25 protein-coding genes are annotated in these 21,346 nt (G+C 45.1%); 3 read left to right on the top strand and 22 right to left on the bottom strand.

Going from position 1 to position 21,346, the window contains the following annotated elements; all coding sequences use genetic code 11:
* Positions 1 to 3: 3 nt before the first annotated feature.
* The 14 genes from J0B03_RS11175 to J0B03_RS11110 all read right to left on the bottom strand — a co-directional run bounded on the left by J0B03_RS11175 (position 4) and on the right by J0B03_RS11110 (position 13,153).
* On the bottom strand, positions 4 to 846 hold the full coding sequence (locus J0B03_RS11175; RefSeq protein WP_207299677.1) for a histidinol-phosphatase: 843 nt from the start codon (positions 844 to 846) through the stop codon (positions 4 to 6).
* Positions 833 to 1,399, bottom strand: coding sequence for a GNAT family N-acetyltransferase (locus tag J0B03_RS11170; RefSeq protein ID WP_207299676.1), 567 nt, complete (start codon positions 1,397 to 1,399; stop codon positions 833 to 835). The genes J0B03_RS11175 and J0B03_RS11170 overlap by 14 nt, the downstream gene beginning before the upstream one ends.
* A 158-nt stretch (positions 1,400 to 1,557) precedes the next feature.
* Positions 1,558 to 2,172 carry a V-type ATP synthase subunit D gene (locus J0B03_RS11165; protein WP_207299675.1) on the bottom strand — a complete coding sequence of 205 codons (615 nt, stop codon included), beginning with the start codon at positions 2,170 to 2,172 and terminating at the stop codon, positions 1,558 to 1,560.
* A gap of 4 nt (positions 2,173 to 2,176) precedes the next feature.
* Positions 2,177 to 3,562 carry a V-type ATP synthase subunit B gene (locus tag J0B03_RS11160; RefSeq protein ID WP_207299674.1) on the bottom strand — a complete coding sequence of 462 codons (1,386 nt, stop codon included), beginning with the start codon at positions 3,560 to 3,562 and terminating at the stop codon, positions 2,177 to 2,179.
* A 9-nt stretch (positions 3,563 to 3,571) separates the two neighbouring features.
* The gene (locus J0B03_RS11155) at positions 3,572 to 5,338 is read right to left on the bottom strand and encodes a V-type ATP synthase subunit A (RefSeq protein ID WP_207299673.1); all 1,767 of its coding nucleotides are present in this window, start codon (positions 5,336 to 5,338) and stop codon (positions 3,572 to 3,574) included.
* Positions 5,331 to 5,948, bottom strand: coding sequence for a V-type ATP synthase subunit E (locus J0B03_RS11150; RefSeq protein ID WP_207299672.1), 618 nt, complete (start codon positions 5,946 to 5,948; stop codon positions 5,331 to 5,333). Before J0B03_RS11150 ends, J0B03_RS11155 begins: the two co-directional genes overlap by 8 nt.
* 13 nt (positions 5,949 to 5,961) lie before the next feature.
* The gene (locus J0B03_RS11145) at positions 5,962 to 6,258 is read right to left on the bottom strand and encodes a V-type ATP synthase subunit F (RefSeq protein ID WP_207299671.1); all 297 of its coding nucleotides are present in this window, start codon (positions 6,256 to 6,258) and stop codon (positions 5,962 to 5,964) included.
* A gap of 10 nt (positions 6,259 to 6,268) precedes the next feature.
* Positions 6,269 to 6,688: an ATP synthase subunit C gene (locus J0B03_RS11140; RefSeq protein ID WP_207299670.1), complete on the bottom strand. Its 420-nt coding sequence runs from the start codon at positions 6,686 to 6,688 to the stop codon at positions 6,269 to 6,271.
* 16 nt (positions 6,689 to 6,704) lie between these two features.
* On the bottom strand, positions 6,705 to 8,654 hold the full coding sequence (locus J0B03_RS11135) for a V-type ATP synthase subunit I (protein ID WP_207299669.1): 1,950 nt from the start codon (positions 8,652 to 8,654) through the stop codon (positions 6,705 to 6,707).
* Positions 8,654 to 9,712: a V-type ATPase subunit gene (locus J0B03_RS11130; protein WP_207299668.1), complete on the bottom strand. Its 1,059-nt coding sequence runs from the start codon at positions 9,710 to 9,712 to the stop codon at positions 8,654 to 8,656. The genes J0B03_RS11135 and J0B03_RS11130 overlap by 1 nt, the downstream gene beginning before the upstream one ends.
* A 6-nt stretch (positions 9,713 to 9,718) precedes the next feature.
* On the bottom strand, positions 9,719 to 10,042 hold the full coding sequence (locus J0B03_RS11125) for a hypothetical protein (protein WP_207299667.1): 324 nt from the start codon (positions 10,040 to 10,042) through the stop codon (positions 9,719 to 9,721).
* Positions 10,043 to 10,217: 175 nt separating this feature from the next.
* On the bottom strand, positions 10,218 to 11,435 hold the full coding sequence (locus J0B03_RS11120; protein ID WP_207299666.1) for a pyridoxal phosphate-dependent aminotransferase: 1,218 nt from the start codon (positions 11,433 to 11,435) through the stop codon (positions 10,218 to 10,220).
* 85 nt (positions 11,436 to 11,520) lie between these two features.
* A complete protein-coding gene (gloA, locus tag J0B03_RS11115; protein WP_207299665.1) occupies positions 11,521 to 11,901 on the bottom strand; it encodes a lactoylglutathione lyase in 381 nt (126 codons plus the stop codon).
* A 70-nt stretch (positions 11,902 to 11,971) separates the two neighbouring features.
* Positions 11,972 to 13,153 carry an ATP-binding protein gene (locus J0B03_RS11110; RefSeq protein ID WP_207299664.1) on the bottom strand — a complete coding sequence of 394 codons (1,182 nt, stop codon included), beginning with the start codon at positions 13,151 to 13,153 and terminating at the stop codon, positions 11,972 to 11,974.
* Between the two features lie 111 nt (positions 13,154 to 13,264).
* On the opposite strand from J0B03_RS11110, the gene J0B03_RS11105 reads away from it, so the two are divergent.
* Together J0B03_RS11105 and J0B03_RS11100 are read left to right on the top strand one after the other, a co-directional pair.
* Entirely contained in the window at positions 13,265 to 13,687 is a 423-nt protein-coding gene (locus J0B03_RS11105; RefSeq protein ID WP_207299663.1) for a PspC domain-containing protein, read from the top strand.
* A complete protein-coding gene (locus tag J0B03_RS11100; protein ID WP_207299662.1) occupies positions 13,677 to 14,609 on the top strand; it encodes a toast rack family protein in 933 nt (310 codons plus the stop codon). Before J0B03_RS11105 ends, J0B03_RS11100 begins: the two co-directional genes overlap by 11 nt.
* Before the next feature lie 17 nt (positions 14,610 to 14,626).
* On the opposite strand, the gene J0B03_RS11095 is transcribed toward J0B03_RS11100, so the two are convergent.
* Positions 14,627 to 15,619, bottom strand: a complete 993-nt coding sequence (locus tag J0B03_RS11095) for an NAD(+)/NADH kinase (RefSeq protein WP_207299661.1) — start codon at positions 15,617 to 15,619, stop codon at positions 14,627 to 14,629.
* A 110-nt stretch (positions 15,620 to 15,729) separates the two neighbouring features.
* On the opposite strand from J0B03_RS11095, the gene J0B03_RS11090 reads away from it, so the two are divergent.
* Positions 15,730 to 16,653 (top strand): alpha/beta hydrolase, encoded by a 924-nt coding sequence (locus J0B03_RS11090; protein WP_207299660.1) that lies wholly within the window; start codon positions 15,730 to 15,732, stop codon positions 16,651 to 16,653.
* Here J0B03_RS11090 and fakB read toward each other — a convergent pair.
* The 7 genes from fakB to rnhA all read right to left on the bottom strand — a co-directional run bounded on the left by fakB (position 16,643) and on the right by rnhA (position 21,342).
* On the bottom strand, positions 16,643 to 17,494 hold the full coding sequence (gene fakB, locus J0B03_RS11085; protein WP_207299659.1) for a DegV family protein: 852 nt from the start codon (positions 17,492 to 17,494) through the stop codon (positions 16,643 to 16,645). The two genes, J0B03_RS11090 and fakB, sit on opposite strands and share 11 nt — an antisense overlap.
* 11 nt (positions 17,495 to 17,505) lie before the next feature.
* Complete coding sequence (locus J0B03_RS11080) at positions 17,506 to 17,949, bottom strand: MarR family winged helix-turn-helix transcriptional regulator (RefSeq protein WP_207299658.1); 444 nt, start codon at positions 17,947 to 17,949, stop codon at positions 17,506 to 17,508.
* Positions 17,950 to 18,095: 146 nt separating this feature from the next.
* Positions 18,096 to 18,779: a DUF1638 domain-containing protein gene (locus tag J0B03_RS11075; protein ID WP_207299657.1), complete on the bottom strand. Its 684-nt coding sequence runs from the start codon at positions 18,777 to 18,779 to the stop codon at positions 18,096 to 18,098.
* 92 nt (positions 18,780 to 18,871) lie between these two features.
* On the bottom strand, positions 18,872 to 19,597 hold the full coding sequence (locus tag J0B03_RS11070) for a GntR family transcriptional regulator (protein WP_207299656.1): 726 nt from the start codon (positions 19,595 to 19,597) through the stop codon (positions 18,872 to 18,874).
* 12 nt (positions 19,598 to 19,609) lie between these two features.
* Positions 19,610 to 20,248, bottom strand: coding sequence for a cobalamin B12-binding domain-containing protein (locus J0B03_RS11065; RefSeq protein WP_207299655.1), 639 nt, complete (start codon positions 20,246 to 20,248; stop codon positions 19,610 to 19,612).
* Positions 20,241 to 20,840, bottom strand: coding sequence for a 5-formyltetrahydrofolate cyclo-ligase (locus tag J0B03_RS11060; RefSeq protein ID WP_207299654.1), 600 nt, complete (start codon positions 20,838 to 20,840; stop codon positions 20,241 to 20,243). The genes J0B03_RS11065 and J0B03_RS11060 overlap by 8 nt, the downstream gene beginning before the upstream one ends.
* A 34-nt stretch (positions 20,841 to 20,874) precedes the next feature.
* On the bottom strand, positions 20,875 to 21,342 hold the full coding sequence (rnhA, locus tag J0B03_RS11055) for a ribonuclease HI (RefSeq protein ID WP_207299653.1): 468 nt from the start codon (positions 21,340 to 21,342) through the stop codon (positions 20,875 to 20,877).
* Positions 21,343 to 21,346 lie beyond the last annotated feature (4 nt).

The raw sequence follows: 21,346 nt of genomic DNA, 5'->3' as shown, positions 1-21,346 counted from the left end.
TTTTCAGAACTTTTTTTGTATCCACTTTCCACTTTCGAAGCTCCAATATCCGTTCATCCCTTTATTTCGGAGCAATGCTTCCGTTTCTTCGAAGTAGTAGGCAATGCCTCCTGTATCGTGGCTGTCCCCATTGATGGTCCAACGGATTTCCAGATCGCGGATCCGCTCCAGGATCCAGACGCTGGGATAAAAGCACTCTTTCCCATATCGACGTACGCCACCGGTATTGATCTCAACAATGGCATCCTTCCTCTTCACTGTTTTCAAGAAAACTTCCACCAAGTCTCGATACCAAAGATCCGTTTCACAAAAATACTGATGGTTGCGATTGTTTTTTTTGATCAGATCCATATGTCCGATAAAAGAAAGTCCGCCTGCTTCCACCATTTCCATTTGGATCTCGTAATAGCGTTGGACCGCTTTTCGAGCTTCTCCGCTAAAAAAATGTTGGATCCCTTCGTGAAAATTCTTTTCATCTTCATCAACAAACCAGTACTTTCCGTTCTCCCATCTTGCTAAAGCATGGACCGAACCGATCCAGCAATCCAATCGCTTCAAATAAGGTTTCGCCAAAGGATTGAAGCCGGAATCAAATAAATAATCCACTTCCAGGCCGGAATATATATCTATCTGCTTTTCATACACCTTTTGAAGATGTTGGATCTCCTTTAGATAGGTTTCTACCTTATCTTGAGAAAGGGTCCAGTGTTCTTCTCCCTCCAATGGATTGTGGGATGTGAACGCGATGGCTTTTAATCTGGATCTTATGGCCGCTTTTGCCATTTCATCCAAAGAGTTCTTCCCGTCACAAAATGTACTGTGTATGTGAAAGTTACTTGAAATCATCGATCTGCTCCTCCCTGGTTTTTGCAAACCGCAAATGATCTTTCCACTGGCCGTCGATTTGCAGATACTGCCTGGAAAACCCTTCCTGCGTAAAATCAAGCTTTTGGGCGATTCGAACAGAAGGTGTATTCTCGGGAACGATGTTGATCTCGACACGATGCAAATCCGCGCCTTCTCTGCTGAAAGCAAACTCTACCATTCTCCTGCAGGCTTCCGTCATCCTCCCTTGACCGGTCCAGTCTTTATCCATTTTGTAGCCCATGAAGCAAGACTGAAAATTTCCCCGAAAGATCCCACTGATGACCACCGAACCAATAATGATGTTGGGTTTATCTTTGGGGGTCAGCCAAAATCGATACTCTTCCCCTTTCCTAAATGCTCGGCTTTGTTCCAACAGATCCTGAAATTGGTATTCAAAGGAGTAAAACTCATTTGTACGGGTCGGTTCCCACGGTTTCAAATAGTTTCTATTTTTCCAGTAAAACTGCTGTACCAATTTTGTGTAGATGATACTGGGACTATGGAGTTTCATGCGACGTGTCTCCAAGATCATATTCGTTAGCCTCCCTTGTCGGATCCATGGAATTCAGCATTTCAACAGTGAATAAAGAAAATTTTTAAAAAGCCATGGAAGGTGGATGTCACATTCCATGGCACGAATTTCTGTTTCCAGCCAATCACATTATAAAAGAGGTCGTTTCGTTATTCAAGCTACTTCTTCTTTTTTATGATCTTCAAACGGAAAAAATCTTCCCGCTCTTTTTCTTCCAACGTTTCCTCGATAAACTTGATCGCCACTCTCAAGCGAGGAATATGGATTTTTTCCAGCGCATTGGCCCTCTTTTGCGTCTTTCGAATTTCCATGGCCAGCCGATGGGCTGCCGTTTCCACTCTGGCCAATTCATAAGACAGGTATTTGACTTCATTGATGGCGTGGATCATCACATCCAGAGAAGGATTGCTGCGATAAAACCCATATTGAGGTTTGAGCTTTTCTTCCCTCTCATATATGATCTCCGGGATCTCCACTCCCATGACGCTTCGAAATCGAATTTGATAATCCTTTTCCTTCTCCATACCCAGAATAACTTCTTCCAGGTTGGTCACCCCCATGGTGATGCTTGCATCCTGGATCGCTTCATAGGCTTCCTGAAACCTCAGTTCCATTTTGTGTTCGATCTCTTTGGCTGAATCGATCAATGTCATCATCTCTTGGATCAATACCGTTCTTTTTTTGTCCAGCAATTCAAAACCCTTTTGAGAAAACTGAAGGGTCCCCTTGCTTTTGATCAAGTTTGCCTTTGTCGGCGTTATCCTGTTCGCCACAAGATCACCTGCTATCGTTTCGTTTTAGATATGTGTCGATCCATTTTTGATCCAGTCGGGTCAATTCATTTTCCGGCAAGGATCGTAGAATTCGCCATCCCAGATCCAAGGTTTCTTCCATGTTTCGATTCTCCTCAAACCCTTGGGCGATGAATTCCTCTTCAAATTCTTTCCCGAATTTCATGTACTGCTGGTCGCTTTCCGTCAGGTCGTCTTCTCCGATGATCTGGGCCAGGGCACGTACTTCCTGCACTTTGGAATAGGATGCAAAGAGTTGATTGGCTAAATCCGGATGGTCTTCCCTGGTGTACCCTTCTCCGATGCCGTCTTTCATCAGTCGAGACAGCGACGGCAATATGTTGACTGGCGGATAAACATTGTTTTGAAACAGGTCCCGTCCCAATACGATCTGACCTTCTGTAATAAACCCTGTCAAGTCGGGAATGGGATGGGTGATATCGTCATTGGGCATGGTCAAGATCGGCAAAAAAGTGATGGAACCCGGATTGTCCTTCAACATGCCAGCTCGTTCGTAAAGGGATGCCAGATCCGAATACAGATAACCCGGAAATCCCTTTCTGCTTGGTACTTCTTCCCTGGCGGATGACACTTCCCGCAATGCTTCACAATAACTGGTAATGTCGCTCATGACCACAAGGATCTGCATGCCTTCCTCAAAGGCAAGGTACTCTGCAGCTGTCAATGCACATCGGGGCGTATTGATCCGCTCCGCCACCGGGTCATCTGCATAGTTAATAAACATGACCACCCGATCCATGGCATTGGCTTCTACAAAACTTTTTCGAAAGAAATCCGCATCGTCGTGCTTGACGCCGATAGCGGCAAACACCACGGCAAAATCTTCATTGGATCCCTCTCCAAGCTTGGCCTGGCGTACGATTTGTGCGGCCAACTCATTGTGGGTCATCCCGTTCCCGGAAAAGATGGGAAGCTTTTGCCCCCGGATCAATGTCATCAACCCATCGATGCTGGAAACACCGGTTTGAATAAAGTCCCTGGGGTATTGTCTCGCAACCGGATTGATGGCACGTCCATTGATGTTGTATTTTTTTCTGCTGTAAATGGGGCCTCCCTTGTCTGCCGGCCTTCCCAGACCGTCAAAGACTCTTCCCAGAATATCTTTGGACAAGGGAAGCTCAAAAGCCTCATCCAAAAATTTGACACTGGCATTTTCCGTTGAAAGACCGGATGTGTTTTCAAATACTTGAATGGTTGCCTTTTCCTGGTCCAGTCGAATGACTTTTCCTTTTTTTACGACCCCGTCTTTGGTTTTGATGTCCACGACTTCTCCGTAGGCCACATCCTCCACATTGGAGATCTCGACCAGAGGACCCACTACTTTATCGATTTTTAAATATTCTTTTTTCATGGCGCCCTCCTAATTGATGTATGTTTCGTTGAGCTGATCGTAGTACGCGTCGATTCGACCTTGAATGTCATCAATGCCGGACATGTCTGCATTGGGTATGGTGTACTTCATTTTGATCAACTCATCAAACAATTCCTGATTTTTGATTTTGGATATGGGTATGTTCAATGCCAGGGACGCCTTGCATTTTTCGTACAAGTACTCCATGATTTTGAGCATCCGATATTGTTTTACCAAAGGTACATAAGTGTCCTCTTTATTAAAGGCATTCTGCTGTAAAAAACCTTCCTTGATGATCTTGGATATTTCCAGAATGATCCGTTGATCGTCAGGCAGAACGTCTTCGCCTACCAGCATGACGATCTCCAGCAATTTGTTTTCTTTGTACAGCAATTCCAACATGCGGTTGCGCAATGGGATAGCGTCTTCTGCCAAATTTTCTTCGTACCATCCCTCCAAGACCTTGATGTAACCGCTATAGCTTTCCAACCAGTTGATGGCTGGATAATGTCTTGCATATGCCAGTTCCTTGTCCAATCCCAAAAATACGTTGACATAACGTTTCGTATTCTCTGTTACTGGCTCACTAAAATCTCCACCTGCGGGAGAGACCGCTCCGATAATGGTAACGGAACCTTTCCGATTTCCCAAAGTTTCCACATACCCGGCCCTCTCGTAAAATTCCGCGATCCGAGACGATAAATAAGCTGGGTACCCTTCTTCCGCCGGCATTTCTTCCAGACGTCCGGAGATCTCCCGCAACGCTTCCGCCCAACGAGAGGTAGAATCGGCCATAATGGCCACGTCATAGCCCATATCCCGATAGTACTCCGCCATGGTGATGCCGGTATATATGCTGGCTTCCCTGGCCGCTACGGGCATATTAGAGGTGTTTGCGATGAGAACGGTCCGTTCCATCAAGGGACGATTGGATTTGGGGTCGATGAGTTTCGGAAAATCCTCCAAAACTTCCGTCATCTCGTTTCCTCGTTCTCCGCAACCGATGTAGATGATGATATCGGCATCGCACCATTTTGCCAACTGATGCTGGGTCATTGTTTTCCCAGTACCGAATCCTCCGGGTATGGCGCAAGTTCCACCCTTGGCCAAAGGGAAAAACAGATCCAATACCCGCTGCCCTGTCGTCAAAAGCGTCTCGATCTCCTTACGCTGTTGAACTGGGCGGGATGTACGAACCGGCCATTCCTGTACCATGGTGAGTTGATGGTGGTCCGGTCCATTTTTCAACACGACCAAAATATCATCAATGGTGTATTCTCCGTCTTCCTCCACTCTTTCCACTTCTCCGCGGATCCCCGGAGGAACCATCAGCCGATGGGTGATCAGTTGGGATTCTTCCACTTCGCCGAAGATGTCTCCAGGCTTAAGTTCCATTCCCGGTTTTACCAGAATTTTGGTGGACCATTTTTTTTCTTCATCCAGGGAGATCAAACCGATCCCCTCCGCAATAAAATCCTTGTTGATTTCGTCGATTTTCATCAAGGGCCGTTGGATCCCGTCAAAAATATTTCCGATCATGCCGGGTCCCAGTTTTACCGACAATGGCTTCCCAGTGGATATGATCTCTTCCCCCAGGCGCAGTCCTTCCGTCTCTTCGTAAACCTGAATGACGCCGGTCTCTCCTTCTAGAATGATGACTTCACCGATGAGACGTTTTGTCCCGACCATGACCATCTCCCGCATTTTAAAGCCGGACATGTTGTCGCCCCGCAATACGGGTCCGTTGATCATGGTGATTTTGCCTGCCTCAATCATTTGCCTTCACCGCCTCATCCAGCACTTCGTTCAATTCCAATCCCGATTCGTTCTCCATTTCCTCCAGCTTGCTCTTCAACGTGAAATCCATTCTGGTACCTGCTTCTGGAAATTCTACCAATGCGCCTCCCAAGGCCTCTGCATCCAGTGTCTCAACTACGACCAAGGGGAATCCATCCTTCAAAAAAGATTGAAAACGGGGAATGTCATCCGCGATCAAGGCAACGACAGCCTTCGTACCCTTGGAATCCAGAAGTACTTCCGTCAACTGTTTTTTCATCCACACTTCATATTCCGCAGATTGGATGTATGCCACAACTGCCTGCTCCATGGAGTCTTTCAGGTCCTTTTGGATCCCTGCCTTTATTTGATGGTTGATGTTGCGGGCTTCCGATTTGGCACTGGAAATGATTCGCTGGGCTTCCAAATCCAGCTTCTTCTTTTGCTTCGCCAATTGGATCTCGTTTTTTCCCAGGATCCGCGACTTTGCTTCCTCACGAATTTGTTCCTGTTTCACTTTTTCCTTTTGCAGCGCTTCATCTTTCTGCTTTACTTCTTTTTCGTAAACGTACTTGGAAAAGGTACGTATTTTGTCTTCTACTGTAATCATGACGTTCCTCCTGTCATAAGCCTATGGAATCCTTGATGTAATCCGTGATGCTTTCCTTCTCTTCATACCCGTGGCGGTCCGGTATGACCGTAACCAGAGGCAGTGCATGTCGTTCCTTATAGGCAATGACTTGATTTTTCGTTTTATTATACACTTTTTCCGTGATAAAAAGCATTCCATAGGGTTGTTCTACCGCCTGCTTGAATGCGCTGGCAGCCTCTTCCAAATTTTGCAGATACTCTCCTGCCATTCCTGCTAATCGCAACCCTACATAGGTATCCCGATTGTCGCTGATAAAGTAGGATTTCATCGCCGATCTCCTACAGTGCGCCTAAAATCATGATGGAGATGACCAGCCCGTAGATGGCGATGCCTTCCGCCAATCCTACGTAGATCAACGTTTTACCCAACATTTTTTCATCTTCGCTTACTGCACCCAATGCAGCCGATCCAACGTTTCCTACGGCCACTCCACTACCCAGACACGCTAGTCCGGTGGAAAGTGCCGCACCCATGTAACCCAGTCCGGAAGCAGACGAGGCGGTATCCGCAGCACGTACGATGCCAGGAATGATCACGATGATGGCTCCCATCATCATGGGAATGAACAAGGTCAGATTTGCGTGCAAAAATTTTCGGATCTTGCTGTTGTGCTCATAGCCTTTCTTCAAATAGAAAACTCCCGCAGAAATGGTCATAAATACAACGATAATGGCACTGTACAAAATAAAGTTCAACATTTTATTTCCTCCTTGATTATAATTTGGCCGGCTTGAATTCAATACCGCCGCCCTCAAAATATTTTCCAAACAATTCGTAGTATTCCAGCCGCATGACCTGAATACCAACGATCAAACCCTCCAGGCCTATGATGAAAATATTCCCTACCACATAGACTATTGCACTTCCGACCCCGCTGCCTGCCAACTTGGCCAGAGATTCAAACGCAAGAAACAGACCAACGTGATTAAGGGCAAAAGCACCGACCCGAATAAAAGAAAGGGTGTTGCTGACCATGCTGAGCAATATTTCAAACATTTCAAAAACACGTTCCACCACGCCGGCATCTTCATGCCCTTCTCCGCTGGCGTCCTTCATGTTCAAAAGTTTTGATACAGACTCCTTCATGAATAGCAGGATCACTGCCAAAACGGCGATGACGGCCAACAAGATGATGGACCACGTTCGTTGCCCGGTGAAAGCGGCCAGTATTACCAATAAAAGGGTGACATACAACACAAAGCCGGTCACACCATTCTTACCCAACGCAAAAGAAGAGTAATTTTTTGCCTTGAGGCTGTTGATCATCCCGTAAAAATATGCGACCAACAAAAATGCCACTCCCACCACAATGGCGGTCAACAAGATGGTGTTGATGTGATGAAAGGGTTTTACCCATAATGCCGGCAACAGGTTTTCAAAACCAAAAATACTGCCGTAGATCACGCCAAAGATCATGGAACTGATACCAAGACGCTGGATGATATGTCCCAAAACAAACTTTTTTTGACCTGCAATAAAACCCAGAAGAAACAGGACAAAACCTTGCCCTATGTCCCCAAACATGAATCCGAAAAACACCAGGTAGGAAATACTGAGAAAAGGCGTCGGATCCAACTCCTTGTAGTTTGGCATGCCGTACATTTTGATCATAAACTCAAATGGTTTGAACATCCAGGTGTTTCGCAGCTTGGTCGGCGGCTTGATATTATGGTCATCTCCATAATCCTCATTGAATAGAATGATGATGTTTTCAAACTTTGACAATCTCTGTTTGATGGCATGCTTCATTTTTTTTGGGATCCATCCGGAAAAATAAAAATTCTCTTCACTGAAGGCCATGGTCTTCTTGACGTCTTCGATTCTTGTATACAGGTGAAAAACGTTATAGGCATAATTGCTGTCATTCCAGTGTGTGTCTTTTATTTCGTTGATCTCTCTTTCCAGTTGGTCCGCTTTCTTTGCAAAAGACGCCCGTTTGGTTTCCAACCACTGGATGATCTCCTCCGGAGATTTTGAATACTCATCCCGCAGTCCTTCGATTACTTTGAAGTTCAAGGATTTGAGAAGTCGATTGGTCTCTGTTTCCAAATCTTTTGGAGACAATACCAAATAAACTTCGTTGTCTTCTTCGCTGCCGACATGGACCACTACGGCGGTGATGTTGCCATAGTTTCTTTTCAGCCGTTGTACGCTCTCTTTGCTGAGTGCTCCCAGCTTGCAGTTGAAGTAGCGCATGTTGTTGATTTCTTCCATGGTCACTCCGGCATCTTTTAAGTACCGATACGCACGAATGCTTTGATCCATCAGGCGGATGTCTTCTTGAAACAGTTTTAATACCTTATGCCGCTTATGCAGGGAATTGTAAATGTCGTAGACATTGTTGACCACCTGATCCATGTCGATGTCCCCTTGAAGTACCGTTTTATCCACGGTAAATTCGCCTTCATATGCGTCTCGGATCAAATTGATCCGTCTGGTAAAATCCTCAGACTGTCCCAGATTGATGCCTGATTCCAGAAAAGAAAATCCCAGGATCTCCTTGATGTTCTCCTCCGTCACATCGATGGTGAAACGAAAACTGTCGATCTCCGTGTATGCATCGATGACTTGTACATTTTCCATTAGTAGTATTTCTTTGATGAATTCGTTGACGTAGCTGTTTTCTCCAACCACGTTCATCATTGCCAGTTTTTCAATGGCCATTATTCCGTCACCTCCGTGTTTCGTATTAAGTATTTTGCGATTTCCGACGAGGAAAGTTTGTACCTTTTGCATTCGATGATGGAGGTGATGTCTTTTACTTCGTACTCATGGAGCAGAATAAAGGCAACGACCTTGCCGAAATCAAGGATGGAACGCCGGTATAAAGACTTGCTCTTGTAATACATGTATCTTTCGATTCTTCTTTCCATGTATAGATTCACGTCATGATCGTGATTGAACATGAATCCATACTCACTTTTCTGGAGTACTTCGATCATTCCTTCAAATGTGTGGTCATAGATCAACGACTCCAACTCCCGGTACGGGAATTTTTTCCCCCCGTCCAGTGTGAAGTTCAACACTTCTTCTTTAGAAATATCATAAAATTTTCTAGCCCTGTAGATCCATTCCAGATTGTATAAGTCCACGTTTCGCTGCATCAATTCTCTTGCTTCACCTGCATCCTTGTCCGGCAACTTTTTCATCGCTTTGAGCAAGTTGCTGAAATAATAGCGATCCAAGATCATCTCCACGTAAAAACTAAATTTGGAGTCCACTTGGTTGGCGTATGGTTCCAACAATCGATAATAGTCCGTTCCTTTCAATTGCTCCATGACCTGTTCCAGCGTATCCCTTTTGAACAGGGCCTCCATATCCAAATCGGAAAAGGCTTCATCCGACAAGATGTGGTTTTCCAAGTCCGTGATCCTGGTCCGACCTGTTACCGACTCGATGGCCAGTTTCACGTCTTCGATCTCATATTTTCTCAGAAATGTCTTTAAAAATACCTTGTATTCTCCACCAAGGTAGTGGAGCAACTTCAAATTGGATTGAATGTTGGTTTTGTACAAGGCCAATTCCACATCACCCCGGTGGATCTTCTGGCCTTTCAATTTGGCCAAGGCTTCTCCATAATTGGAATTTTCCAGCAAATAGTCATAGATCTCCCGAACCGTATCTCTTCGAATCAGTTGGTTGAAATCTTCGTCATCCAGAAGATTCGCCTTCATTCCACTGGTTTTTGCAAAAATCGCATCGGTTTGGTTATTGATCAACACTACTCGTCAACTCCCTGCCGTCAATCGCTGCATCGCCTTTTGGACCAGCGATTCTTTGTTTTTACTATACGCTTCTTCCATAGCCGCTCCTTCTTTTCTTGCTTTTTCCAAAATGTTGCGGCTTTGTTCCTGAGCTTTTATCACCACTCGCTGTCGATACGATTCTAATTCCTTTTCCAATTGTTGCGCCATGGTTTCTTCCAGGGCCGCAATGATCCCTTTCGTTTCTTGTTCCATTTGATCCAACTGCTTGAATGCATCTTCCTTTACTTGGGCGGCTCGGCTGTCCATATCCAAAATCCGAGTCAACACATAGTTTAGTTCATTCATGCTCTTCACCCTCACCTCGTTCATGTTTTCAATCTAATAATCCATTATACTCCTTCTTTCGCAAAGGTCAAATGATTTACCATATATTGGATGTATTTTTTTGTTTATTTTATTAATTTAGAATATTCTTATGTTTTACCTGCAAAAAATGACCTTTCGGCCATTTTTTTGTTTTTTACGATTGCTTGTAATCTTTTAAAAAATCTTCCAGGCGATCCAAGGCGTCTCTCAACTCTTCCATAACCGGCAAAAACACGATACGGAAATGATCCGGGTTTTTCCAGTTGAACCCGCTACCCTGAACGATCAACACTTTTTTACTGCGAAGCAGATCCAATGCAAATTTCATGTCATTGGTGATATTGAAACGCTCCACATCCAGCTTCGGAAAAGAATAGAAAGCACCTTTCGGCTTGGTGCAGCTGACCCCTTCGATGCTGTTCAATCGTTGGTATATATAGTCCCGTTGAATATAAAGTCGGCCGCCTGGCTTGATCAGATCATTGATGCTCTGGTAGCCGCCCAAAGCGGTTTGAATGGCATATTGGGCCGGTACATTGGAGCACAACCGCATGCTGGTCAGCATGTTCAACCCTTCGATGTAATCCTTGGCACCATCCTTGTTGCCCGTCAGCACCATCCAGCCTACCCGAAATCCGGCGATCCGATGGGATTTGGACAATCCGTTGAATGTGATGCAGAGCACATCATGAACAAAACTGGCCATGGAATAGTGCGGTACGTTATCGTAAATGATTTTGTCATAGATCTCGTCGGAAAAGACGATCAATCCATTTTCTTCTGCAAGTTTGGCCACCTGAACCAAAAATTCCTTTTCATAGACAGCACCTGTGGGATTATTGGGATTTATAATGACGATCCCCCGGGTTCGGTCTGTGATCTTTGACTTGATATCCTCGATATCCGGATTCCAGTCCGCTTCTTCATCACAAATGTAATGAACCGGCTTTCCACCAGCCAAATTCACCGATGCTGTCCACAAGGGATAATCCGGTGCCGGTACCAGGATCTCGTCTCCTGCATCCAACAAGGCCTGCATGGAAGTAGTGATCAGTTCACTAACGCCGTTGCCGATGTATACGTCTTCCAGCGTCACATCCATGATATTCTTGTTCTGATAGTGCTGCATGATGGCTTTGCGAGCAGGGAAAATGCCTTTGGAATCGCAATAGCCTTCCGCTTCTTTTAAATTGATGCGGACATCATGAATGATCTCATCTGGCGCAAACAAATCAAAGGGAGCAGGATTTCCAATGTTGAGTTTTATGATATTTTCTCCGTTGGCTTCCATGATCTTGCTTTGTTCCATGACGGGACCACGGATATCATAACAAACATTTTCCAATTTTTTGGATTTGTGAACTTGATTCATCGCTTTCACTCTTTTCCAGTTGATATTTTGAATAATTATAACAAAGTGATATCCAAATGCAATGACGATTTTGTAACACTTTTGTTTACTTGCGGATGATCTCTATTTTATATCCGTCGGGATCTGTAATAAAATAAATTTTGGGTGGTCCATCCGACAATCCTTTGATGGGAGTTACCGGGTAGCCTGCTTCTTCATGAAAGCTGTGGGCCCCTTCCAGGTCGTCCACCACCATGGCTAAATGACTGTATCCATCCCCCAGCTCATAAGCTGTATCCCGATCATAATTGTAGGTCAGCTCCAATTCATGATTTCCGTTTTCATCTCCCAGGAACACCAGGGTGAATCCGTCTTCCGGAAAGTCCTTTCGCTTCACTTCTTTCATTCCCAATGCGTGTTGATAAAATTTAAGGGATTTTTCCAAATCCTTTATCCGAATGCACGTATGTACGATTTCAAATTTCATGGGTGACCTCCTAAAGTTTTTGTTTCATTTTAACACAGCCCGTCAAAGGTGTAAAATACTCCATCCTCTTTTACTGTCTTTTCAGGGAATCAATAAATTGTCGTACGCTTCGTCCCGATTTGGTGCCCTTTTCCACTTTCCAACGGTTCGCCAACGCCAAAAGTTCTTCTTCTGAATGAACGATCCCTTCCCGACTGGCCATTTCCAAAACCATTTCTTGAAAAAGCGCCTCGCCGGGTTGATCAAAGTAGACGATCAATCCAAACCGATCGAATAGGGACAGCTGCTCTCCTATCGTTTCCCGGACATGGATATCCGTTTCCCGGTCGGCAAAAGATTCTTTGATCAAATGTCTTCTATTGGAAGTGACGACCATCATGATGTTTTCCGGTTTTGATTCGAAGCTGCCTTCCAAAACGGCCTTTAATTCTTTATAACTGGTTTCACTGGGTTCAAAGGACAAATCATCGATAAAAACCATGCACTTCTGGCGCCGTCCCCGCAAGGTATTGCTGATATTTGAAAAATGGATGAACTGGTCTTTTTTCATCTCGATGACCGCCAGTCCCTCTTCTTTATATTCGTGGAGTAGTGCCTTTACGGATGAAGATTTTCCGGTGCCCCGATCTCCGTACAGCAGCATGTTGTTGAATCCTTTCCCATGTAGAAAACTTTCCACGTTTTCACGAATGGAATCCATCTGCCGCTGATACCCGATCAGGTCCTGGAAAGAAACCTTCTCAAAATGATCGACCCCAATGACCGTTCCATCTGTTGTCAACTTGAATACATACGAGGATGTAAAGATCCCGGTGCCGTTTTGTTCATGAAATTTTTTCAACCACTTGAAAAGATCTGCCGTACTTAGTTTTACAAACGGATTTGTATCCTTCTCTTGAAAAATGCCGTTGAGCAAGTCAAAAGCGGCATGGCCATAAGCCGTCCATGTTGTTTTCATCATTTGCTGGATTTTATACAGATCCGACAGTGTCATTTGCAACACCGGCCTGACCATGGGTCGTCTTTGTTCCGCTCCCATGGAGAACAAATTTTCATCCGCCAACACCCTTTGGGCAATATAATCTTTCCAACTGAAGATCCCATCTTTTTTCTGTCCATGATCCAACAGATAAACAATCATCCGCTCTGCAATTTCCCGTTGTTTATCTTTGTTTTTTTCCAGTATATAGGTGCGGTACAACTCCACACCCGGATCTTTCATCAACTGGTGATATACTTTGAGCTGTTTCATCGGTATGCCGTCCCTCCCTTCAAAATTCATTGCGTTATAATGTTCAAATAATCGGGTTTTAATCTTCCTCTAATCTTGGTCTATTAGTATTATATCCGAGGAGGGATTTACATGAAAGGTAGATTGTATAAATCCAGATCAGATAAAATGATATTGGGAGTATGTGGGGGGTTGTCCAAGTATTTTGACATCGACGCTTCCATCATTCGAATCATTTGGGCGGCGACCGCCCTGTTCTATGGCACAGGTTTTTTATTGTATTTGGTAGCTGCTATTGTACTACCTTATGAGGACGAATTGCAGAGGGACTCCGGTTGGCAGGCACCATCGGAAACGGACACACCTGCAGAAGGCACCGACCGTTCCGACGATCAGCGAAAGGTCCTGGCCGCCATTTTGATCATTGCCGGCTTGGTGTTGTTGATGAAAAACTTTCGATTCATATTTTTTGATGAATTGTTATGGCCCGCTGCCTTGATCGGAGTAGGCGCTTACTTGATCTTAAGAGGAAGGAACGATACAAATGAAAAATAGAAATATATTTTTAGGTGCAGTATTGGTGATCTTGGGATTGTTGTGGTTTTTAAATAATCTGAACATCTTTGATTACAACATGCGATACCTTATTACCGCATTCACCCGTCTATGGCCTTTGATCATCGTTTTTGTCGGTGCAGGGTTGATCGTTCAAAACAAAACGGTGGAAAGGATCCTCTGGGTGGTCTTTCTGCTTGTCATCATTGGCTATTCCATCTTCCTTCAAGTCGGAAATCCTTTTTCCAACAACATCGACAACAATGGCAACAACGGGATCCCAGGCCAGGAAAACCGGGTTGAGGACGATTATTCCTATCCTATGGCGGAAACCATATCAGAAGGGGAACTCCAATTGCGTATAGGCGCTACTCGTTTTCAGCTGGACTCCGGTTCATCGGAGGATCTGTTGTCCCTAAACACGACCATCGACGATTTGTACGTGGAACTGGATGATGTCACCAACGGTGTCGCTGAAATCGACATCAACAATAGGGGCAATGTAGTCAACATCGGTGATTCATCGGACAACGAGTTGAATCTGACAATCAACGAAGACATCCCCTGGTCCATCGACATGGAAAGCGGAGCTGTGGATGCGGAATTGGATCTTTCTCATGTATCATTGACAAAAATGGACCTGGCCCTGGGCGCAGGTAAAATGTCCGTTCGGCTGGGGGACAGCTTGGAGCATTCGGTTTTCAACATGAAAAGCGGGGTTTCCCAGGTCGACATTTATATCCCTGAAAGTGCCGCATTAGTCATTCATATGAACGGAGCCTTGAATTCCACCAATATCGACGGATTGAATCTTGCAAAAGAAGGAAATACCTACACCAGTACAAACCATTTAGACGGCGCGAATACTATTGAACTCAACTTGGAAGTAGGCTTGGGTGAAGTTCAATTCCATCGCTATTGACAGCGTTTTGATTGGATTCAGCGCGCAAAAAAATCATGCTCTACTGCGAATTCCAATGCCTTTGAAACGTCCACCCTGCTGGGGCCCTTGCGTCGAAGTACAAAGCCAAGGGTATCGCCTGCTTTGAATGTGACGGTCCTCTCTCCGTCCAAAGCCAGGGTGCCGGCATAGTCTGTTTTGACCACGTAGGTTTGATCCAACTCCATTCGCACTGGAGCCTGTGTGGATACTTCCGTCATCTTCCCTGGACTGAAAGGTACCAGGGTTTTTTTTGTGCCTTCGTGAAGCTTGATCCGATATCCGAAGTCATCTTCCGGCAAGCTGACCGCTTGTACACCAATAACTGCTGAAAATCCGATCGCCGATGGATGGGCTCGGGTGACCATGACTTCCTTTATTTCATCCAGATCCCAAATGGCTCTGCTGCCAACAAAAAAATTGCTGGTGACGACTGCATCAACCAATGCCACATCCACGTGATCTCCGTTGAGGTAGATCTCCATCATCTTGTCCCGATGCACATACTCCGTCTTTGGACCAAAAGCAGTGACGACAGCTGCTGCCATTCCGGCCACCGTTCCTTCCAAAAACTCCGGATATACGTTATTGGTTCCCGTAGAAACACTGATGATGGGAACGGAAGTACGAACTCTTCCAAGGAGCCGGCTGGTTCCGTCACCGCCCAAAACGATGATGCAGTCCGCTCCCGCTTCTTCCATTTGCTCGGCAGCCAATACGGTGTCCTTCCATGAATTCTTGAGTGGGAAATCCAGAACATGCAATTCCGATTTCATATCATCGTTGTTCTCTAATGTATTTTTGATGCTGGCACCCATGTTGTAGGCGTCCGGCATGACCAGAAACTTTTCCACTCCCAAATCCTGGGCACCCAAAATCATGCGTTCCACCATATTTGCTTTTTCATTGTTGCCGATCGTCAACGCATAGGAGAATAATCGTCGAATATCTTTCCCGGAATTGGGGTTTGCTATAATACCGATCGTTTTCATATTTTTTCACTCCTGTTCCAAATCTATAGACTCTTCTTATCTACCCAAAAAACAGCACAGGAAACCACTTCTTCAACGTGCTATAATAAGAGAAAAAGGGGGCGTAACAAATGATGCGATCCGGTGGATCTTTTACCACGGCAGATCAACAACAAATTTTCTGGTATAAATGGATGTCCCAAACCACCAATGCAAAACCACTGCTTATCGTCCACGGCATGGCGGAGCACGCCAGCAGATACGACCATTTTGCGACCTATCTGAACGAACAGGGATTTCACGTCTACGCCATGGACCTGCGTGGACACGGGCAAAGCGTTCAAAATGGACGTCTTGGACATTTTGCGGATCGGGAAGGCTGGTTTGCCGTCGTACAGGACATCAGCACATTTATTGACATGATCACTTCCGAACACGACAGGCCACCAATCCTGCTGGGACACAGCATGGGATCTTTGCTGCTGCGCAGTTACTGCATTGAGTTCCACGACAAGGAAAGAAGCAAAGTCATCCTCTCCGGTTCATCTCGGGGATTGGCTCCATTGGTCATGAAAAGCGCCCGATTGCTGGCAAAAACCCTTCGCTCTGTAAAAAAACCCTGGGCTCCTTCTCCCTTCATGGACAAACTGGTTTTTGGCGCCTATGCCAAGTCCGTTCCCGATCCCCGTACACCATTTGACTGGTTGAGCCGGGATGAAAGGATCGTGGATGAATACATGGAGGATCCACTGTGCGGTTTCGTTTGTTCCAGCCAATTTTATCTGGATCTGGTGGAAGGATTGATCCATTGCAACGATCTCGTCAACATGGCTCGAATGAAAAAGAAACAGGACCTCCTCTTCCTGTCGGGAAGTGAAGATCCTGTTGGAAACATGGGTAAGGATATCGCCTGGCTGACCGATTTCTTTTGCAGCGGCGATAACGAGGCTGAGAATTGCGCTTCCATCCTCTATCCGGGATATCGTCATGAGATCCTCAATGAAGTCGGACGGGAACGGGTATACGAGGATATCGTCGCCTTTCTCAATCGTTGATGAAACATATACCGATGGCGCCGGGGCCCGAGTGGGTCCCCACCACACCTCCGACCTGTGTGAAAAGGATCTCTTTCGGTTGATATGTACTTTCAATGGCTATTTTCAGTTCCTCCATATACTCCGCTGCTGCTGCATGGACCAAAAACACGGTCTTGTCTGCAAGTACAAATTTGTTCTCGTCGATCCAGTCCTTGATCCATTTAATGGCTTTTTTCCGACCGCGAACCTTGTCCTTTGCTACAAGTTTTCCGTCTTTGATGGTCAAAATAGGCTTCAGGTTCAATACGCTGCCTATAAATGCAGCTCCGGCAGAGAGTCTTCCCCCTTTGCGCAAATACTCCAGGGTATCCACCACGATGATCGTTTCCATTTTTCTTTTCATATTTTCCAAACGGACTGCCACTTCTTTTGCATTCAATCCTTTTTGGACCAATCGTCCTGCATTCTTTATCAATAAAGAAAGTCCCAAACTGACGGATTCGGAATCGACCAGGTGGATCCGGTCCCTGTACTCTGACAGGCTTTCTCTTGCCAAAACCGCCGAATTGTAGGTACCGCTCAATTCTGCTGATAAAAACACACCCACGATGTCATCACCATTCTCCAGCACTTCTTTGAATACGACTTCAAATTCCCCCGGGTTTACCTGGGAGGTAAAGGGAGTTACGTCACCGTCAGCCAGTTTTTTGAAAAATTCTTCCGATGTGATCTCGAAGCGGTCTTTGTAATGCTCATTTTCTCCAAAATTCACCGTCAATGGTACGATCTTTGCCTGAAATTCTTTTTCCAACGCCAATGGCAAATCGCTGGCGCTATCTGTTATCAAACGTACAGCCATGCTCACACCCCTTATTTATAATTTGTCATGAAATAGTCGATCAAATTACTCAACCCTTTCATCAATGCTTGTTCTTCGCTTTTATTCAAATTGTTGACGATTTGATTGATCATGTCGTCGTGAAATTCCCGGTGAAGATCATAGATCTTCTGGCCTTTTTCCGTCAACGACAAAAATACCATCCGTCGATCCTTGACGCCTCTTTTTCGCAATACGTATTCTTTTTTTTCCAGGTTGTTGACCGAGGTGGTCAATGTCCTCAAAGTAACACTCAGTTCCGCTGCTACAGGTCCCATGGTGGGATTCTCATTCTTGCCAATGGCCTCGATCACGTGGATCTCATTGATGGACAGATCCTTGCACCCGACTTGATGCAGGAATTTTTCTTCGGTTTTTAGGACCAGGTTGAACAACAGCACCAGGGTATCGTTTAAAATGTTTTTCACTTCATTCATAGGACTCCTCCAAATACTTTGACTATCAAAATATATTGTACTGAATTTCTTGGAATAAAGCAACATAAAACGATAATTTTACATGGTTTCTACAATTTGTACAAAAAAAAATAAAAGCCCCCCCTTACTTTCGGAAAGTGCTTTTACTACATGAAGTCCGGCACCGTGTTGATTTGAGTAAATCCAGACAATCCAAAATCGTCCATTCCGATGGACTTGCCCTTCTCCACCACACAAAACTCATCATCCCAGTTTTCTGAAAACAATTTCTCCAAAAATCCGACTCCACCTTGTTTGACACTGAAATCCAGACGGATCTTTCGAGCAAGTTCTTCCGACACATCCATATACTCTTCAATGTCATAAGCGCCGGAATCGATCAATATCAAGTGATTGTAATTATGCAGCATCACTTGGAAAATTTGCCGGGTCTTTTCTTCCCCGTATTTCTCCAGACAGTGGGTGTATTCTTTGATGATATTTTTTTCCAGTTCGATCCAACCCTTTGTCAAAAAATAAGTGTCTCGGGTAATGGTTTCTTCCCGTTTATGCAAAAGCATGGATATGCAATCTGCCGTTTTTGGGACTACGACGGTATATTTCTTTGAATGCAATCCCACAAGTCCATTTCCACAATTGCCGTAGGCAAATAAGACATGATCCCATGAGCCGTCTTGATCTAGCAGATTTTGCAACTCGCTTCGCAATCGATCCGGGTCCATGTGCAGCATGCCGTCCACCCAGTGGATCGGATCTTTATTTCCGGTCCTTGCCTGGGCCAACAATACTTCATATTTTAATGTATCACAAGCTATGATCAAATTTGCCATGTCTTTCCCTCACATGTATATACAAGTTATGATATTATTGTAACACATCGCTGTTTTTTTGACAATCGTTCACGTCAATAAATGGAAAAAATTCAATAAATACTGTTGCCTTGATCGACAAAAGTGGATACGGCCTGCAGATGGAAAAAATCCCCCTTGAAGAAGGTCACACCCCACCCTATGGGTCGGTTGCCTTCATCCAAAAGCCGCTGTTCGATGGCCATGACCGGTTCTGTCACATCAATGTTCAAGATGTCCTGAATTTCTTCATCAGGCTTTTGCACTTTTATTTTTAATTCTTTATGGATGGCAAAAAGAGATTTCTTTTTTGCCACGATCTCTGGAAATGTTGCGTAGTGTATTTCCTTTTCAACGATGGGCATCCCTCGATAATACGGAATGTACTTCACGTCGTAGGCCACCGGATTGTCATCGCTTAGAAATACCCTTCGGATCAGCACCACCCTTTTGTTTTCCGGGATCTGCAAATGAAAGATGATCTCCATGGTGGGTTTGATGATGTTGACATCAAGCAACTGGGTGTCTTCCACGCTGCCTTCCAGGCTGGTCATCTCATTGAAATATAGAATGTATTTGTCCTGATTGGGTTCGTTGACAAAATTGCCCTTTCCAGGAACAGAATAAATGTAGCCTTCGCTGGCCAGAACAGTAAGAGATTTTCGGACCGTCATCCTGCTTACATCGAATTCGTCACACAACATGTTCTCTGATTTGATCATGTCCCCAGGTTTGATTTCCCCGGAATTGATTTTACTTTTTATGTCTTCTACGATTTTTAAATAGATGGGTGATCCCATGGATTCACCTCCCTATGCCTTATTTTTGATCCAGGATTTACAAATCTTCAACCCTTCCATGGCATTGTTGGAATGCCCGTCAGCGCCAATGAATGCCGCCGAGTCCTTATTGATCAGATTGCCGCCAACGATGATCTTCACCTTGTCTCGAAGTCCGGCTTCTTCAAAAAGATCCACCGTTTCCTTCATTCCTGTTATGGCAAGGCTGAGTACACCGCTCATGCCGACGATATCCGCTTTGGTTTCCAGATATTTGTCCACGAATTTTTTGGGGTCCACGTCCACCCCAAGATCATATACTTGAAATCCGGCAGAGTTGGCCAGGTCTTTGAAGATATCTTTTCCGATATCGTGTAGGTCTCCCCGAACCGTTCCCAGGATAATGGTTCCGACGGGTTTTTCCCCAACGTAATCCTTATGGAATCGCATGGCCTCCAAATCCAGCACTTCACGAAAAATGATGCCGGACATGATCAAGTCAGCAATGAAGTACTCGCTTTTTTCATACAAGGCGCCTACATTGTCCATTCCCTGCTGAAGGACCGACAACAATTCGTTGCTGTCCGTTCCCTTTTCCAGTTCCGCTTTGATGATCTTGAGCACTTTTTCCTCATTCAACTCGGTTATGGCTTTTACCAATGCTTCATGCATGTTCCATTCTCCCTCGCTCTTTTCTGGTATCGATCAATTCATCTTTTGTCACTACATAATCAACAGGGAGATCATATTGATCCGTTGGCAGATCTTCCAATACAAACTCCGTAAAAGCTGGGCATACAGTTGGGCAATCCGGGCGTTTTTTGGAAAGGAGTCGATCGTAAAATCCGGCGCCATAACCCAATCTCTTTCCATCCCTGGTAAATGCGACCCCGGGTGTAATGATCAGATCCACTTCCTCCGGTTCCACCGCCTCGGGATGATCCATGGGTAGTTCCAGGATCCCGTATTTCGTTTCCATAAAGCCTTCCGGGAAATTTCTGGTCACCGCCAGTTTCATGGTTCGATCCTTGAAATTGCAGATGGGTGTTATAACGGTTTTTCCTTCCTGGATCATTTCCTGAATCATGGGAAAGGTATCCACTTCGTTTTCAAAGCTGACATATGCCATCACGATGCTGCTTCTTTTGTAGACGTCCATTTCCTTGATTTTCTGAAAAATCTGCCGACCGTTTTCTTCCACATATTCTTTCGTAAAAGTCTTTCGCTGATCCAACACTTGTTTTCTCGTTTCTTTTTTGTCCATGTCCCTAGGGACCCCCTTTCAACTATGCTACCCTTTAATGGTTTTTTTTGATCCACTCATCCATGGCCTCATTGACCAACTGATCTGCCCTATTATTGAATTCGTTGTCGCTGTGACCCTTCACCTTGACAAATGTTACCTGGTGCTTGCCCACCAGTTCGTCCAGCTCCATCCAAAGCTCCCGGTTCTTCAGGACACCGCTCTTTCCCCGACTCCATCCCTTCATCTTCCAGCCTGTTACCCAGTCCTGATTGTAGGCGTTGACCACGTAGGCGGAATCGGAATATACAGTTACCTTGCAAGGTTCCTTCAATAAAGACAGCCCTGTGATAATGGCTTGCAGCTCCATCTGATTATTGGTCGTATTTTCATATGCTCTTTTTATTTCTTTTTTGTGACCCTTTTCCGGATAGAGGAGAACTGCACCTATTGCTCCAATATTGTCCTTGGATGTGTCGTTGCCGCGGCATCCGCCATCCGTATACAGTAAAACTTCCTTCATTGCC

Origin of the sequence: Alkalibacter rhizosphaerae (genome assembly GCF_017352215.1) — a bacterium.
In the GTDB taxonomy this organism is placed as follows: Bacteria; Bacillota; Clostridia; order Eubacteriales; family Alkalibacteraceae; genus Alkalibacter; species Alkalibacter rhizosphaerae.
This window is presented reverse-complemented; position numbering and strand designations above follow the sequence as displayed.